The sequence below is a fragment of the Tabrizicola sp. genome (genome assembly GCF_031377265.1).
GTDB lineage: Bacteria > Pseudomonadota > Alphaproteobacteria > Rhodobacterales > Rhodobacteraceae > JAUYQR01.
Genome location: NZ_JANMET010000231.1, coordinates 1 through 16,258, shown reverse-complemented (window position 1 = coordinate 16,258; position 16,258 = coordinate 1). Strand labels below are relative to the sequence as shown.

General features: G+C 64.8%; 13 protein-coding genes. 6 read left to right on the top strand and 7 right to left on the bottom strand.

What is annotated here, in order from left to right:
- Positions 1-1,213 (top strand): phosphoglycerate dehydrogenase (serA, locus tag RMO18_RS13540; RefSeq protein WP_309666571.1); only part of this gene is annotated, 1,213 nt, incomplete at its 5' end.
- 110 nt (positions 1,214-1,323) lie between these two features.
- Positions 1,324-2,058 (top strand): metallophosphoesterase family protein, encoded by a 735-nt coding sequence (locus tag RMO18_RS13535; protein ID WP_309666569.1) that lies wholly within the window; start codon positions 1,324-1,326, stop codon positions 2,056-2,058.
- On the opposite strand, the gene RMO18_RS13530 is transcribed toward RMO18_RS13535, so the two are convergent.
- On the bottom strand, positions 2,059-2,280 hold the full coding sequence (locus RMO18_RS13530) for a hypothetical protein (RefSeq protein ID WP_309666567.1): 222 nt from the start codon (positions 2,278-2,280) through the stop codon (positions 2,059-2,061).
- Positions 2,277-2,717 carry a hypothetical protein gene (locus tag RMO18_RS13525; RefSeq protein ID WP_309666566.1) on the bottom strand — a complete coding sequence of 147 codons (441 nt, stop codon included), beginning with the start codon at positions 2,715-2,717 and terminating at the stop codon, positions 2,277-2,279. Before RMO18_RS13525 ends, RMO18_RS13530 begins: the two co-directional genes overlap by 4 nt.
- Positions 2,718-2,768: 51 nt before the next feature.
- Here RMO18_RS13525 and RMO18_RS13520 point away from each other — a divergent pair, with 51 nt between their 5' ends.
- Positions 2,769-3,329 carry a DUF2585 domain-containing protein gene (locus tag RMO18_RS13520; RefSeq protein ID WP_309666565.1) on the top strand — a complete coding sequence of 187 codons (561 nt, stop codon included), beginning with the start codon at positions 2,769-2,771 and terminating at the stop codon, positions 3,327-3,329.
- A 2-nt stretch (positions 3,330-3,331) separates the two neighbouring features.
- Here RMO18_RS13520 and fahA read toward each other — a convergent pair whose 3' ends face one another.
- The 3 genes from fahA to RMO18_RS13505 form a co-directional block, all read right to left on the bottom strand.
- Positions 3,332-4,591: a fumarylacetoacetase gene (gene fahA, locus RMO18_RS13515; RefSeq protein WP_309666563.1), complete on the bottom strand. Its 1,260-nt coding sequence runs from the start codon at positions 4,589-4,591 to the stop codon at positions 3,332-3,334.
- Between the two features lie 70 nt (positions 4,592-4,661).
- On the bottom strand, positions 4,662-6,014 hold the full coding sequence (gene hmgA / locus RMO18_RS13510) for a homogentisate 1,2-dioxygenase (protein ID WP_309666562.1): 1,353 nt from the start codon (positions 6,012-6,014) through the stop codon (positions 4,662-4,664).
- Positions 6,015-6,071: 57 nt separating this feature from the next.
- On the bottom strand, positions 6,072-7,172 hold the full coding sequence (locus RMO18_RS13505; protein ID WP_309666561.1) for a hypothetical protein: 1,101 nt from the start codon (positions 7,170-7,172) through the stop codon (positions 6,072-6,074).
- Between the two features lie 97 nt (positions 7,173-7,269).
- On the opposite strand from RMO18_RS13505, the gene RMO18_RS13500 reads away from it, so the two are divergent.
- Genes RMO18_RS13500 through bktB form a run of 3 tightly spaced genes read left to right on the top strand, consistent with a single transcriptional unit; the run spans position 7,270 to position 9,469 of the window.
- The gene (locus RMO18_RS13500) at positions 7,270-7,701 is read left to right on the top strand and encodes a MarR family transcriptional regulator (RefSeq protein WP_309666559.1); all 432 of its coding nucleotides are present in this window, start codon (positions 7,270-7,272) and stop codon (positions 7,699-7,701) included.
- Complete coding sequence (maiA, locus tag RMO18_RS13495) at positions 7,698-8,315, top strand: maleylacetoacetate isomerase (RefSeq protein WP_309666558.1); 618 nt, start codon at positions 7,698-7,700, stop codon at positions 8,313-8,315. Before RMO18_RS13500 ends, maiA begins: the two co-directional genes overlap by 4 nt.
- On the top strand, positions 8,312-9,469 hold the full coding sequence (gene bktB / locus RMO18_RS13490) for a beta-ketothiolase BktB (protein ID WP_309666556.1): 1,158 nt from the start codon (positions 8,312-8,314) through the stop codon (positions 9,467-9,469). Before maiA ends, bktB begins: the two co-directional genes overlap by 4 nt.
- A gap of 5 nt (positions 9,470-9,474) precedes the next feature.
- Here bktB and pbpC read toward each other — a convergent pair whose 3' ends face one another.
- Positions 9,475-11,514, bottom strand: a complete 2,040-nt coding sequence (pbpC, locus tag RMO18_RS13485) for a penicillin-binding protein 1C (RefSeq protein ID WP_309666554.1) — start codon at positions 11,512-11,514, stop codon at positions 9,475-9,477.
- A gap of 169 nt (positions 11,515-11,683) precedes the next feature.
- Positions 11,684-16,258, bottom strand: a 4,575-nt coding sequence (locus RMO18_RS13480) for an alpha-2-macroglobulin (protein WP_309666553.1), incomplete at its 5' end; no start/stop codon positions are given.

Below are 16,258 nucleotides of genomic sequence, written 5' to 3'. Positions count from 1 at the left end.
CGGCAAGTGGGAGAAGTCGCGTTTCATGGGGGTGGAGCTGTTCAACAAGACCCTCGGCGTGATCGGCGCCGGCAACATCGGCGGCATCGTCTGCGACCGCGCAGTGGGCCTGCACATGAAGGTCGTGGCCTATGATCCCTTCCTGTCCGAAGACCGCGCCAAGCAGCTGGGCGTCACGAAAGTCGATCTGGACGACCTCCTTGCCCGCGCCGATTTCATCACCCTGCACGTTCCCCTGACCGACAAGACCCGCAACATCCTGTCGGCGGAAAACCTCGCCAAGACCAAGCGCGGCGTGCGCATCATCAACTGCGCACGTGGCGGCTTGATCGACGAGGCGGCGCTGGCCGAGGCGCTGAAATCCGGCCATGTCGCCGGGGCAGCCCTCGATGTGTTCGAGACCGAACCGGCGACGGAAAACCCGCTGTTCAACCTGCCGAACGTCGTCTGCACCCCGCATCTTGGGGCCTCCACCACCGAAGCGCAAGAAAACGTGGCGCTGCAGGTGGCCGAACAGATGTCGGATTACCTGCTGACCGGTGCCGTGCAGAACGCGCTCAACATGCCGAACGTCACTGCCGAAGAAGCCGCCGTGATGGGGCCTTGGATCAAGCTTGCCACGCATCTGGGTGCCTTCATTGGCCAGATGACAGATGAACCGATCAAGGCGATCAACATCCTGTATGATGGCACTGTGGCGGGGATGAACCTTGCCGCGCTCAACTCGGCCGTCATCGCGGGCGTGATGAAAACCCAGAACCCGGACGTCAATCTGGTCTCGGCGCCGATCATCGCCAAGGAACGCGGCATTCATATTTCGACCACCCGCCAGGAAAAGACCGGCGTGTTCGACGCCTATATCAAGGTGACGATGGTCACCGACAAACGCGAACGCTCGGTCGCGGGCACCTGCTTTTCCGATGGCAAGCCGCGCTTCATCCAGATCAAGGGCATCAACATCGATGCCGAGATTGGCGCACACATGCTCTACACCACCAACGAGGATGTGCCGGGCATCATCGGCCTTCTCGGCATGACCATGGGCAAGAACAACGTGAACATCGCCAACTTCACTTTGGGCCGGTCGGGTGTCGGACAGGACGCGATTGCCATCCTGTATCTCGATCAGAAGATCGACCCCAAGGTGATCGAGACGCTGGAAGGCACCGGAATGTTCAGCCAGGTCAAAGCACTGCAGTTCGACGTCGCCTAAGACCGTCTTGCCCTTGCGGCGGGCCAGTATCGCAAATACTCCAATGAAGGTACACCAATGAAGCTCCGGGGGGTGTGAGGCTCCCCGGACCTTGCACCCAAGGCGACCCCATGCACAGCTATGCAATCGGTGACATCCACGGCCATATCGACCTATTGCGAGCCGCGCATGACCGCATCGCTGATGACATGGCCCGTCACGGTCCCGGCCCGATCATCCATGTCGGCGATCTGGTCGACCGTGGCCCCGATTGCCGGGGTGTGATCGACTATCTGGCGGCGGGTATGGTACGGGGCGAGAACTGGATCATCTTGAAGGGCAACCATGACCGGATGTTCGCCCGCTTCTTGCGCGACCCGTTCGAGGCCGAGCCGGGCTTGCGATCAGACCTCGGCTATCTCAACCCGAAAATCGGCGGTGCGGCGACGCTTGCCTCCTACGGTGTCCGGAACGCCGCCGACCGCCCGGTGAAACCGGTACATGCCGAGGCCATGGCAGCGGTTCCTCCCACGCATGTCACGTTCATCGACAACCTCCCCGTGATGCACCGGTTTGACGAGGCGGTATTCGTCCACGCCGGCATCCGCCCGGGTATCCCGCTCGACGATCAGTCTGAAACTGATCTTCTCTGGATTCGCGGACCGTTCCTCGACGATCCCCTGCCGCACGGCCCGCTGATCGTGCATGGCCATACCGCCATCGACCGTCCCACCCTTTACGGGAACCGCTTGAACATCGACAGCGGTGCCGCATATGGCGGTCCGCTCAGCGCCGTGGTGATCGAGGGCCGGGATGTCTTTCACCTTACCGCGACGGGCCGCGTGGCGCTGCCTATCACCCCCTGATCACGGGTGCTGCCGCCGGATCAGCCGCTTCACCGACCGACCGCCAAGATAGCCAAAGGCCAGCATCGGCAGCATGACCACCTCGGCCAGTGCCGGCCCGTCCGGAAAGCCGCGGTAGAACAGCGCAAAACCCATCAGCGCCAGTCCGCCAAGGCTCACCCACAGCCAGAACCACAACTCCCCCCGCGGGGGTCCAAAACGGTAGGGGTTCTTTTCCGTCATTCCAGGGCCTTTCGCGCCTCCGCCACCGTTGCCTTGGTGGCAGGCTGCATCCACACCTCACCACAATAGGGCTGCACGATAGACGGCAAGTCCGGCCGCACATCGGGGGCGCGGTCGCTGACGGCAATCCGCCCGCCCCGCATCGCCCCGATCAGCACCCGGCCCGTCGCCCGCGTCTCATAGGGCCCCTGCGCCATGCCGCCGTTCCAGATGAACGTGACTTCGCCCCCGGCCTTGCCCTTCAGCGCGTCCTCCACCTGAACCGTCACCAATGCAGCATCCCAAGCGGTGCCAAGATCCTGATACCCGGTGACCTTGCCCACAATCACCAGTTCCGCCCCGCCGATCTGATCCATCTCGAAAGGCGCAAGCATCGTGCAGGCCCGCCCCGCCACGGGCATTATCCCCAAAACCACAACCATCATCATCTTCCGCATCGCAACCTCATTCCACTGGACGGGGCGCGCAACCCGTGATTCCTTTGCGCCATGATAAGACGCATCTCGCCCACGCTTGTCCTGGTAGGGATTATCCTACTCACCGCCGCCTGGCTGCTGTGGATCGGACGCGAGCCTTACTGCAAATGCGGCTATGTCAAGCTTTGGCACGGGCAGGTCGTCAGTTCCGAAAACTCGCAGCACATTTCGGACTGGTACACCCCGTCGCATATCATCCACGGCTTCCTGTTCTTTGGCCTGCTGTGGTTGGTGGCGCGCAGGCTTTCGGTCGGCTGGCGGCTGGCAATTGCGACGGCTATCGAATGCGCCTGGGAGATACTGGAGAATTCCGACGCGGTGATCGAACGTTATCGGACAGTGACGATCTCGTTGGATTACTTCGGTGATTCCGTTCTGAACACGGTTTGCGATGTGCTGGCGATGATCGTCGGCTTCTTGCTTGCGGCGCGTCTGCCGGTCTGGGCGACGGTCACCATCGCGCTGGTGTTTGAGGCGATGACGATTTGGTTAATCCGCGACGGGCTAGCGCTGAACGTGCTGATGCTGGCCTATCCGGTTGACTGGGTTGGGCAATGGCAGGCTGGACGGTAGGGTCATCGGCCTGATCCCACAGGGTTTGCATGCGCTGCGATCACCCGGCCTGAGCAGGCCCCAAAGCCGATGCGATAGCCGTCACCCTGGGCGTGGCCACGCAACGTAACGGTGTCGCCATCTTCAATGAAAGTCCGGCTGCCACCTGTGATTGTCAGCGGCTCCTTGCCACCCCAGCTCAGCTCCAGAAGGCTGCCACGGCTGTCCTTTGTGGGGCCGGAGATGGTTCCCGAGCCGAGCAGGTCGCCCACATTCATCGGGCAGCCGCAGGTGGTGTGATGGCACAGCTGTTGCGCCGCGGAGTAATACATCTGGGCGTAATTGGTGCGACTCAGAATCGTTTCTACGCCAAGCTCCGGGGTCAGGCCAACCTCAAGCGCGATGTCATAAAGCAGCGGCCCCGGTTCCTGCAGATGCGGCAGCAGTGGCACTTCACGCGGCGGCGTTGACACCCTGAATGGCTGCAACGCGGCGCGCATCACGATCCAGGGGCCGAGAGTGGTTGCCGTGGCCTTGGATTGGAACGGCCCCAAAGGCTGATACTCCCACGCCTGAATGTCACGCGCCGACCAGTCGTTCAGCAGCACATAGCCAAAGATCATCGCATCAGCATCGGCCACAGAAACCATCCCTTCCGAAGGCTGGCCCACGACCGCGCCCAGTTCTAGCTCAAAGTCAAAGCGGCGTGAAGGCGCAAAGATCGGTGGGGGATCGTTTGCCCCTTTCAACTGCCCCCAAGGGCGACGCACATCGGTGCCGCTGACGATGACCGAAGAGGCCCTGCCGTTGTAGCCGATGGGAATGTGCAGCCAGTTCGGCGGCAAGGCGTTGGCCGGATCGCGGAACATCGAGCCGACATTGAAAGCGTGGTTCCGGCCTGCATAGAAATCAGTGTATTCGGAAACGAGAAAGGGCAGGTGCAGTCCCACCTCCGACAACGCATATAGATGTGGCTCTACCCGCTCACGGGTTTGCGAATGTTCGTTCAGTAATGCTGTAAGCTGGGCGCGCAGATCGACCCAGACAGCTGGCCCGGCCTCCATCAGATCATTCCAGAATGGCACGTCCAGGAACGGCCCGCCAGCCAAGGAAAGTAACCCGTCCGCCTCCAACGCCGTCACGTCCAGCACAAAGTCGCCAATCGCCACGCCACAGCGCGGCTCTTCCGGGCCGACGGAAAACACCCCGCAGGGCAGGTTGTTCAGTGGAAAATCACCCTCCGTCGTATTCGCACTTGTCACCCAAGATCGTTGCAGAGGCATCCGGACTTCCACCCTTTTCCTGTTTAAAAGTGCCCAGTCGGGGTCCGGGGGCGCGATGCCCCCGGTCCTCCTATTTGACGCCGGGCGTTCCGTCGAATTTCTTTCCCAGGCTTTCCCAACAGTCGATGTAATCGTCCTGCAGTGCGGCGTCCCGCGCTGCAAACCGGGTCAGGTGTTGGGGAAACCGCGTTTCGAACATGAACGACATCGTTTCCACCAGCTTCTCCGGCGCCAGCACCGCATTCGACGCAGCCTCGAAGGCCTGCTTGTCCGGGCCATGCGGCAACATCATGTTATGCAACGACATTCCACCCGGAACAAAGCCCTTCGGCTTGGCGTCATAGATGCCGTGGATGTTGCCCATCAGCTCAGACATGATGTTCTTGTGATACCATGGCGGGCGGAAGGTGTTTTCCGCCACCATCCAGCGGTCGCGAAACAGCACGAAGTCGATGTTTGCCGTGCCCTCCACCCCGGAGGGCGCTGTTAGCACGGTAAAGATCGACGGGTCTGGATGATCGAACAACACCGCGCCGACCGGGCAATAGCTGCGCAGATCGTATTTTACCGGGCAATAGTTGCCGTGCCAGGCCACCACATCCAGCGGTGAATGGCCAATCGTGGTGCGGTGAAACTGGCCGCACCACTTGACCGTCACGGTCGACGCCACTTCAAGGTCCTCGAACGCCGCAACCGGTGTCTTGAAGTCGCGCCGGTTCGCCATGCAATTCGCCCCGATCGGGCCACGCCCCGGCAATGTGAACTTTTGTCCATAATTCTCGCAGACAAAGCCGCGCGCCGGGCCACTCAGCACCTCAACCCGGTAGACGAGGCCGCGCGGGATGATGGCAATTTCCTGCGGCTCCAAATCTATCACCCCCAGCTCGGTGCAAAACCGCAGGCGGCCTTCCTGCGGGACGATCAGCAACTCGCTGTCGGCAGAATAGAAATATTCATTCACCATCGACGCGGTCACCAGATAGACATGTGCCGCCATGCCGATCTGAATGTTCACATCCCCCGCCGTGGTCATCGTGCGCATGCCGGTCAGCCAGGTCTGTGCCTCGCCCGAATGCGGCAGTGGGTCCCAACGGTACTGGCCAAGCGAGATCACATCAGGGTCGATGTGAGGGGCCGTTACCCATAGCGGCAGCGTTATCTTTTCAAAACGGTGAGTGTGTTTGACCGATGGCCTGATCCGATAGCACCATGTCCGCTCATTCTGATGGCTGGGTGCGGTAAAGGCGGTACCGGACAACTGCTCGCCATAAAGGCCATAGGCGCATTTCTGCGGGCTGTTCATGCCTTGCGGCAGTGCTCCGGGTATCGCCTCTGTCTCAAAATCATTGCCGAAGCCGGGCATATAGCCCGGTGCGGTGCCAACCGTGGTTGTCGCACGGGTCAAGCCGGGTCGGGGGATCATGGCGGTGCCTTCCTGTCGGACCTCACCAGCCAAAATATCGTTGCACCTGCAACGATGTCAACTCTGCATCCTGGGAAGCGCGAGAACCGCGATCACGGTCATCGCCGAGGTGACGCCGCCAAGCACCCAGAAGAAGCCAACTTCGCCAAGCCCCGCCATCATCGGCGCCACCGCCAAAGGCGCGAAGATGCCGCCCACCAACCCCCCGGCGATGATCGTGGGCGGCACCCGGATATCTTCGCCCATCTTGCGGCTTGCGGTCACATAGTAGCCCGGAAAGAACAGACCCGTCGCTGCCCCCAGTGCCACGAAGAACACTTCTGGCGACAGCAGCGCCGCACCAAAGGCGCTGAACGTCGCGACGGCCATTGCCCCGGTCAGCAGCGCAAAGGACGGGATCAGATGCGCTGTGAAGATCAGCGCCGTCCGCGACAGCAGAAACACCACGAAGAACGCGCTCAGCAGTTCCGCCGCCCGCGTTTCGGCCACCCCCGCCGCGATCAGTGCCGTAGGGCCAAGCCCGATCAGGCACGCTTCAAGACCGATGGCAACTGCACCAAAGGTCAGGATGCCCCAATGCGGACGAAACGGGCGCACAACACCCGCAGGCAACAAAGTCTGGTCGCCCGCCGACCCGGCGCCCAGCCAGATCAGCGCGCAGAACAAGGATGTCATGCCGAAAGACCAGCGCGGATCACTGCCCAGCGCCACGAACACCAGCGGCGCGGCAATCGCTCCCAGACCAAAAGTGGCGTTCAGCAGGCTGAGCATCGAGGGTCCCCGGTCGCCGAATGCCCGCAAGACGCGCGGGTTGAACACCGCCGTCGACATCCCGTAGCCAATGCCGAAGATCACTGCCGCTACAAGGGTCAGCCCCCATCCCGCCAACGCCGCTACACCGCCCGCACCCACCGCCATCAGCGCCAGGGCATGGCGCGGCGTGATCGCTGCGCCGCGCAGGTACATGAACCCGACCCCGATGAAACAGCCCACCCAATGCGCCGAAACCAGCACACCGGCCTCGGCCACCGTCACCCCGAACAGCCGCGAAAAGGCGGGCAGCGCCGGGCCATACAGCGACTGGCCCGCCCCCATCACGACGAAGGTCGCCACCCCGGCAAACAAAAGTGCCGCGTGGGTCCTGATCAGTTTCTTCAATGCGGCTCTCCCGTCGACGCGCAGGTGTCCCTTGCGCGGTGCGGCATGTCAACAGACGCGCCTTGCGAAGCAACCCGCTGGCATGCAGCATGCCGTGATGACCCACACGCCTCCCCGTTTCGATCTGGCGGCTTTTCTGCCGTATCAGCTTGCGGTCGCCGCGGCCCACGTGTCGCGCGGCTTTGCCGATCGCTACCGCACCGAGTTTGGCCTGACGATCCCGGAATGGCGGGTGCTGGCGCATCTTGCGCAGTCAGATGCCATATCGGTGCGCGAAATCCATCAGCGGGTGGACATGGATAAATCCCGGGTCAGCCGGGCAGCCGCCCGGCTGGAAGCCGCCGGCTTGATCGAAAAGCGCGAAAACCCGCAGGACCGCCGACTTCTTGACATGCGGCTGACCGATCAGGGGCAAGCGCTGGTCGCGCGCATCTTGCCCATTGCACTTGCCTATCAGGACGAGGTTCTTGCCCTGCTGGGCACGGATGCCGTCGCCTTTGTCGGCGCTTTGCAAAGGCTGAACGAATGATCACGCTGTTTGAATACTGGCGCTCCTCAGCCGCCTATCGCGTGCGCATCGGGCTGCACCTGCTTGGCCTGACCTATCGCAGCGTCCCGGTTGACCTTGTGACCGGCGCGCAGCGGGCACCGGAAAACCTGGCCCGCAACCCGCAAGGTCTGGTCCCGACGCTGGAGATTGACGGCCTGCGAATGACCCAGTCGTTGGCCATTCTGGAATACCTGAACGACACGCGCGGCGGCCTTCTTCCACCCGACGCGGCGGGTCGCGCGCGGGTCCGGGCACTGGCCTATGCCCTCGCGATGGAGGTGGCGCCGGTCACCAACCTGTCCGTGCGCACCCATGTGGCCAGCCTCGGCGGGATCAGCGCCGAGGATTGGCAGCGCCACTACATCACCGAGGGCCTTGCGGCCTTCGAGGTGCTGCTGGACCACGACGACACCGGGCGTTGCTGTCACGGCAATCTGCCGACATTGGCCGACCTCTGCCTCCTGCCGCAGGTCTACAACGCAACCCGTGTCGGCATTGACGTGACGTCCTTCCCCTGGATCACGAAAATCGTGGCACATCTGGTCACGATCCCGGCCTTTGCCGCGGCCCATCCTGACAAGGTGAAACCATGACCGACGTCTACATCCTTTCCGCAGCCCGCACCGCCATCGGCAGTTTTGGTGGCGCGCTGGCGGGCATGCCACCGATCGACATCGCCACCTACGCGGCGAAGGCGGCGCTGGGCCGGGCCGGGGTGGAGGGCGCGCAGATCGGCCATGTGGTGATGGGCCATGTGATCAACACCGAACCGCGTGACATGTATCTGTCGCGTGTCATGGCGATGCAGGCAGGTATCCCGGAGACGACCCCGGCAATGAACGTCAACCGGCTGTGCGGATCGGGCTTGCAGGCCATCGTCTCGGCCATGCAGGCGCTGCTGCTCGGGGATGCCGAAATGGCACTGGCCGGCGGGGCGGAATGCATGAGCCGCTCGCCCTACATCCTGCCCGCCGCGCGCTTTGGCCAGAAGATGGGCGACGTGCGCGCGATTGACATGATGACCGGTGCGCTGACCTGCCCGTTCGGGACCGGCCACATGGGGGTGACAGCGGAAAACGTGGCGGTTGCCCACGGCATCAGCCGCGCCGAACAGGATGCCTTCGCACTGGAAAGCCAGACCCGCGCCGCCCGCGCGATTGCGGAGGGGCGCTTTGCAAGCCAAATCGTGGGCGTGGAGGTGGGCGGGCGCAAAGGGCCCGCGACCTTTGCGCAAGACGAACATCCCAAGGTGACGAGTGCCGAGGCCTTGGCCGGGTTGCGACCTGCCTTCCAGAAGGATGGCACGGTGACGGCGGGCAATGCGTCAGGCATCAATGACGGGGCGGCGGCGCTGGTCTTGTCGCGCGACGCGAACGGTGCGCGGGCGCGGATCATGGCCTATGCCCATGCGGGCGTGGACCCCAAGGTGATGGGCATCGGCCCGATCCCGGCAGTGCAGGCGCTGTGCGCCAAGCTGGGGATGCGGCCGCAGGATTTTGATCTGGTCGAATCAAACGAGGCTTTCGCAGCCCAAGCCATTGCCGTGTCCCGCGCGCTGGGCCTTGATCCGGCGCGGGTAAACCCCAATGGCGGCGCGATTGCGCTGGGTCATCCGGTGGGGGCAACGGGGGCCATGCTGGTGGTGAAGGCGCTGCACGAGCTGGAGCGGATTGGCGGTAAGACCGCCCTCATCACAATGTGCATCGGCGGCGGGCAGGGCATCGCGCTGGCCCTTGAACTGCCCTGACGCCGCTACCAGACCCGCACTTTGGCCCGCGCCGACCGCCCCTCGGCATCAATCACCGACAGGGTGACAAAGCCCACCCCCGGCAGCGTCAGCATTGCCTCACGCTCGCGCATCGCCACCACCAGCGGCACCCCGTCTGCCATCCAGGTGAACGGCGCTGTGCCCCCGCGCACCCGCACCAGCAGACCCGTGGCCAGCAGTTCCACCTCGGCCCCGTCGGGGGGAAAGGCCACGGCAGGCGCGTCTTCCGCCACCTCAAACGCCGCACTGCGCGAGCGGAAGCGCTGCAACGGCAGCGGCAGTTCGGCGTTTGACACCAACAGTGTCGCCGCCGGGGCAGGGGGCTGCGGATCAAGCGCCGGCTTCAGCCGGTTGAACGCCTGAAACAGCACCGGCGCCGCCACATCCGCACCAAATGCCCCCGGCACCGGCGTGCCATCCGCCCGACCCATCCACACGCCGATCACATGTGTCCCGTCAAAGCCGATGGCCCAGGCATCGCGGTGGCCGTAAGAGGTGCCCGTCTTGTAGGCCAGCCGGTTTTCCGGCGCGCCCGGCGGCGGCGCCAGGCCCGCCAGAATATCACCCACCTGCCACGCCGCTACCGCCGAAATCACCCGCTGGCCTTCATCCTGCGCGCCCGCCATCCGGTAACTCAGCGGCCGTGCCACCCCGCCCCGTGCGATGGTGGCATAAAGCTGCACCATATCCTCCAGCGTGACGCCCACGCCGCCCAAGGCGACCGCCAGCCCCGGTTGCCCGCCGGGAATGGCCACCCGCATCCCCGCCTTTTCCATCGCAGAGATCAGCTTGGCCGGCCCCAAGGCCTCGGTCAGCGCCACCACCGGGATGTTCAGCGACATTTGCAGCGCCTCGCGCACCCGGATCGTGCCGCGATACAGTTTGTCAAAGTTCTGCGGCGCATAGGTGCCGAAAACGGTGGGCCGGTCCTCGACCATCGTCTCAGGATGCGCCAGACCCTCGTCAAACGCCAGCCCGTAGACCAACGGCTTCAGCGTCGATCCCGGTGATCGCAGCGCCGTGGTCATATCCACGAACCCCTGCCGCGCATCTGCCTGAAACCCGGCCGACCCGACAGAGGCTAGGATTTCGCCCGAGGCATGGTCAGCCACCACAATCGCCACTTGCAACTGTTCCCCACGCCCCTCCAACGCTTGCAGCGCCAGCACTTCCAGCTTGCGTTGCAGGCTGCGGTCGATGGTCAGCTCATGGCGCCCCGCGCTTGGGTTTTCACGGCGCGCCCGGTCGGCCAGATGTGGGGCGAGGGCGGGAAACGGCTTTCGCAGCCGTGGCACCTCTTCGCGCAACGCGGCCTCGGCCTCATCCGCCGCGATCACGCCTTCGCCCACTGCGCGCGCCAGCACCCCGTTGCGCGCCGCCTCGGCCCGGTCTGCGGCGCGGTCGGGGCGGCGGCTTTCAGGGGATTGCGGGATTGCCACCAGCAGCGCCGCTTCTGCGGGCGTCAGGCGCAGCGGTTCCTTGCCGAAATAGCTGATCGAGGCGGCGCGCACCCCTTCAAGGTTGCCGCCAAACGGCGCCAGATGCAGATAAAGCTGCAGGATCTGCGCCTTGGTCAGCCGCCGCTCCAGCGCCAGCGCCACCCGCATCTGGCGCAGCTTGCCCGCCACCTTGCCGGTGCCGCTTTCCTCCAATAACCGCGCCACCTGCATCGTCAGCGTCGATCCGCCTGACACCACCCGCCCGGCGCGCACGCCCTGGGCCAGCGCGCGCAGCAGCGACCATGGGTCCACGCCGGCATGGTCGTAGAACCGTTTGTCCTCATAGGCCAGCAGCATCGAGATGTAATCGGGGTCCAGATCCTGCGGCAGCAGCGCCAGCCTCCAGCGCCCATCGGCTACCGTATAGGCGCGCAACAAGTCGCCGTTGCGGTCTACCACCTCGACCGAGGTTTCGACCACCAGCGGCGGCAGGATCGTCGCATCGATCCAGACATCGGCCCGGTCGCGGCCAAGGGCGGCAAGCCAAAGGCCCGCCGCCGCCGCGATGATCCAGCGCGCATGCATGGTCAGCCCAGCGCCGGATCAGGCGGGAGTGAGGCGTTTCCCTCCCCCCTCGTGAGGGAGGGACAGGGTGGGGGGGCCTGCACAGCGTTGCCAGACGCCCCCCACCCCCATCCCTTCCCCACGAGGGGGAGGGGGGCCGCCCATGTTTGCCGACTGTCTATCCTGTCCATCACGGCGCAATCGTCACCGACCCGGTTTCCCCACGGGCGCGGAAATCGGGGCGGTACATGTCTTCGACCGAGGCCGCCGGATGGTGGAAGGTGCCCGGCGACACTGCCCGCACGATATAGGCCAGCCGGAACGGCTGATCCGATTGCCAATCCACCGCCGTCAGAAAGCGGTCCTGACGGAATTCGGAATGCTGCACGTCGCTCAGCACATCCAGCCAGCCCAGCTCCGAGGTCGACCCCGCCGAAATCAGGTTCGGGTTGTCGATCTCGAACCCCGCCGGCAGCGGGTCAGACACCATCAGCCGCGCCTCGCCATAGGCAAACGGCGTCACCTCCAGCACGGTCACCAGCCGCGTGCCCGCCGTCACACCGTCCAGCGACACCTCTTCACCGGCCATGGTGTAATAGGTCCGCTTGATCGCATAGCCGTTGCCGCCCGCAGGTTCCGGCTCCGACGGCACGCCGTAGGTGGTGACGGTAAGGGTCGTATCCTTGCCCTCGTTCTTCACCACCACCGGCGTCACGTCGCCCGCATCCAGCACCCTCACCAAAGGCCCGGTCGCCGGTGCCCCGTCGATAGTGATGCCATCCGCACCGGGCCGGTCGATCAGCGCATTGGCCGCCAGCAGCGCCCAGGTCGCCTCCTGTGTGGACAAGTTGTTGCCCGAGGTGGCGATCCGGTCGGTCAGCGCCTCGCGGTCCACCGCATCGGACCCCGCCTCCACCGCCAGCGTCAACAGGGCCGCCGCGTCACGGTAGTAGGTGCCGTAGTCCACGCGCCACAGCTGCTCGGTCTCGCGGCCCTGCAGCGCGTTCATCTTCGCCGCAGCCTTGCGGAACATCGCGTCTGCGCGCGGCTGATCGCCATAGGATGCCAGCGCCGCGCCCAGCTGTGCCTGCGCGATGGGCGTGGTGAAATCGTCGCCCTTCACGTCCGCATAGTAGCGCAAGTCACCCACCGCCGCAGCACCCTCGCGTGCCAGCACCATCAGCGCATAGGCCAGCGCCTCACCGCCGCCATTGGTCTCGGCACCAAAGTCGGGCGCGTAATTCACCTGATTGCGCAGGTTTGCCAAGGCGTTGCGCAGCGCAAGCTCGGGCACCGCATAGCCCTGTGCCTTGGCCCGGCTCAGGAAGTCGGTGACATAGGCATCCAGCCAGAAATCGCCATTTCCCGGACCCCAAAGGCCAAAGGCGCCTTCCGCCGACTGGTTGGTCAGTATCTCGGCCACCGCCTCGTCGATGCGTTTCTGGATATCCTCGGCGCCCTTAAGATCCATCACCCGCGCCACTTCATCAAAGTAAAGCAGCGGCAGCGCGCGGGATGTCATCTGCTCGGTGCAGCCATAGGGATAGCGGTCCAGTGCGGCCAGCAGCCCCGGCGCGTTCAGCCGTGCCAGCGGGCCTGCCGCCATCGTGGCCTTGCCCGATCCAGCCACCAGACCGGCAAAGACATTCTCATCGAAGGTAAAACTCTCGCCCGCCTTGAACTCCAGCCGCGAGGTGCGGGCAATCTCGGGATCGTTCACCTGCACCGGCAGGGTCAGCGTCTTTTTCAGCACCTTGCCATCTGGCGTGGTCAGCGCCACCTCGATGGTCTGGATGCCAACCGCACCCGCCGTCACCGGCACCTCGAACACCGCCTTGGCCTTGTCGCCAAGGTCAAAGCCCGACGGCACCTCGCCCAGCGTCACGCCACTGGCCGTCACATCCAGCCCCATCCGGCCCGAAGGCCCGGTGGCATGCACGATCTCCAGCAGCAACCGGCTGGTGTCACCCGGCGACATGAATCGCGGCAGGCTGGCGGTCACCACCACCGGATCGCGCACCAGCACATCCGTTGACGCCTGCCCGACACCTGTCTTCGACCAGACAACCGCCATCACCTTGACCGTGCCATTGAACGACGGCAGATCAAAGCTGGCGCGGGCATAGCCATCGGCCCCAACCTGCACCGGCCCGGTGAAATAGGCCACCAGCTCCTCCGTCGGCGGGGGTGCCGCCAGCCGCGCCTGCGCGCCCGCGTCACCGCCCGAACGGACGGTGCCTTCGGCCCCGTTCAGCCCGTCGATCAGCCGGCCATAGATATCCCGGATGCCGACGCCCAGTTTCCGCTGGCCAAAGAAATGGCCCTGCGGATCGGGGGCCTCGAACCCCGTCAGGTTCAGGATGCCCACATCCACTGCGGCGATGGTGGCATAGGCCATATCCCCAGCCTCCAGCCCCTCAACCTTGACCGCAATCTCCATCGGCCCGCGCGGCAGCGCCTCGGCCGCCGTCTCGATGCTGGCCGTCAGCGCCCGCGCGCCCGGATCAATCGCCGCATGGGTCAGGCCCAGCGCCCGCGCCGGGTTGCGCCCCGCCGCCACATCCATCGGACGCAGCACGGATGCCGTCACATAGACCCCGGCCCCCCATTCATCGGTGACGGGCAGGGTGATCAGGTTTTCACCCTCTTTCACCTCGACCGCCTGCATCGCGACCAGCCGGTTCGACAGCACGGTGATCAGCGCCGTCCCCGCCGCACGCGGCACAATCCGCAGCGTTGCCGTCTCGCCCGGCTTGTAAGCCTTCTTGTCCAGCGACAGTTCCAGCGTATCGGGCGTCGCACTGGCATCCGCAGGCGCATACCAGCCCGCGTAGAACGTGGTCGAGGTCGCGGCAATCGCGCCATCCGACCGTTCCACCACCACCTCGTATTCACCCCAGGTCACCGGGGCGGCAATTTCAACCGGGGCATCGCCCAACGTCGCTTGACCTTCGGCAACCGGCGTGCGGGTCACCACCGGCTCCCAGCTCCAGTTGCCATAGCTTTGATACCATTGGTAATCCGTCTCGATCCGGGTCACCGTCCAGCTCACCGCCATCGGCACCGGGGTTTCTTCGGGGCCAACGCCAATCAGGCTGAACCGCGCGTCGCTGCCTTCGCCGACCACGCCGTCAAACATCGGCTTCACCCCGATCATCGCGCCCGAGGGCACCAGCCGCTTGGTCACCTCTCGCTCCACCGGGCGGCCCGATCCTTCGGCGACGCGCACCGTCACCCGCGCCTCCAGGGGGCGCATCGGGTCTTCGACAGCGGGCAGGTAAACCGGCACGTCAGCCATGCCCGCCACGTCCGTTTCCGCCGCCTCCAATGGGTTCATCGTGGCGTTGAACGGCTGGTCATAGCGGCCAAAGACATAGCCGGGGAATTTCTCCAGCCCCTCAACCGCGCGGAGCAGAATCTCACCTTCGATCGCCAGCCCGGCACCGGGGGCACCGAACAGGTACTTCGCATCGACCGTCAGACTGCCCGGCTCACCGCCCAGCATCAGCGGCCCGTCCGACATCGTCAGATCAAAGTCGATCCGTTCGGGCAGGAAATCCTCCACCAGGAAGGTTTTCGACGCCAAGGGTGCCGCCTCCAGATCGGCCAGCACCTCCAGCCGCCACACCCCGCGCGGGGCGGAACCACCCACCGGCATCGCAAACACATGCCCGCCAGCACCGCCGTCCTCGACCAACTGGCGCGAATATTCCACGCCGTCTGGCCGCTTCAGGATCGCCGTCATCGGCAGGCCTTCGACCGCCGCCGCTTGCGGGTCACGCGCCAGCGCTGTCGCGTACACCGTCTCACCGGCACGGTAAGCGCCCCGGTCGGTGGTCAGGAACACATCCACCGGCGGTGCGGCCTCGCGGCCCTCAACCCCACGGTCGGACAGATCGAACTCCGGGTCGCTCAGCGACAAAAAGGCGATATCCGCGTCGCCATCTTTCACCACTACCATCGCCGGTGCCGCGCCGCCCGTCCCGCGCGTCAGTCCCGCGTCAAAGCGTGCATAGCCGTCAGCGTCCGTCGTGGCCGTGCCCAGAACCGTGTTGGCGCGGTTCAGCAGTTCCACCGCCACACCCGGTTTGGCCCCCGCCGTGCCAAGGCTGCGCACAAACACATGCAACCCGTCGACGCCCGACATCGTGGTCACGCCCAGATCAGACACCACGAACCATTGCCATCCGGCAGGCACCACGTAAGGGTCCACCCCCGGCACTTCGGCCTTAAGCGCATAGATCCCCGCAGGCTGGCCCTTCAGCGCCTCTGCCAACGGCAGCCGGGTGGTCACGTCCTTGTTCACATCCAGCCCGACAGTGGCCGACCCGGCCCAGATTTCCTCGCCCACGGTGTCGGTGAAATAGCCCTCTGCCCACTCCTGCATCGGCGATCCGAAATAGGCGTCTTGAATCGACCGCAACAGGTTGCGATCGGTCACCCGGAACAGCGTCAGGTCCAGCTTGTCGGTGTTCACCGTCTCCACCGGCAGGGCGGCTTCGGTGGCCTTGGGCAGCACATAGCCACGCCCGTCAAAGCGCACGCCTGGGCTGCGGTCTCGGACGTATTGCGTGATCTCCACCGATTTCGCCATGGTCTGGCCATCGGCCGCAGGCAGGCCCTCGCGGAAGGTGATCGCATAGCGCGACCCGTGCTGCAGCCCGGTCACGCACAGCTGGCGATAGCCGCCGTTTTCAACCGCCATTCCGGCGTCGGGCAGTTGCACGAAGGTCGCATAATCTACGCCCGAAGGCACCAGATCTTC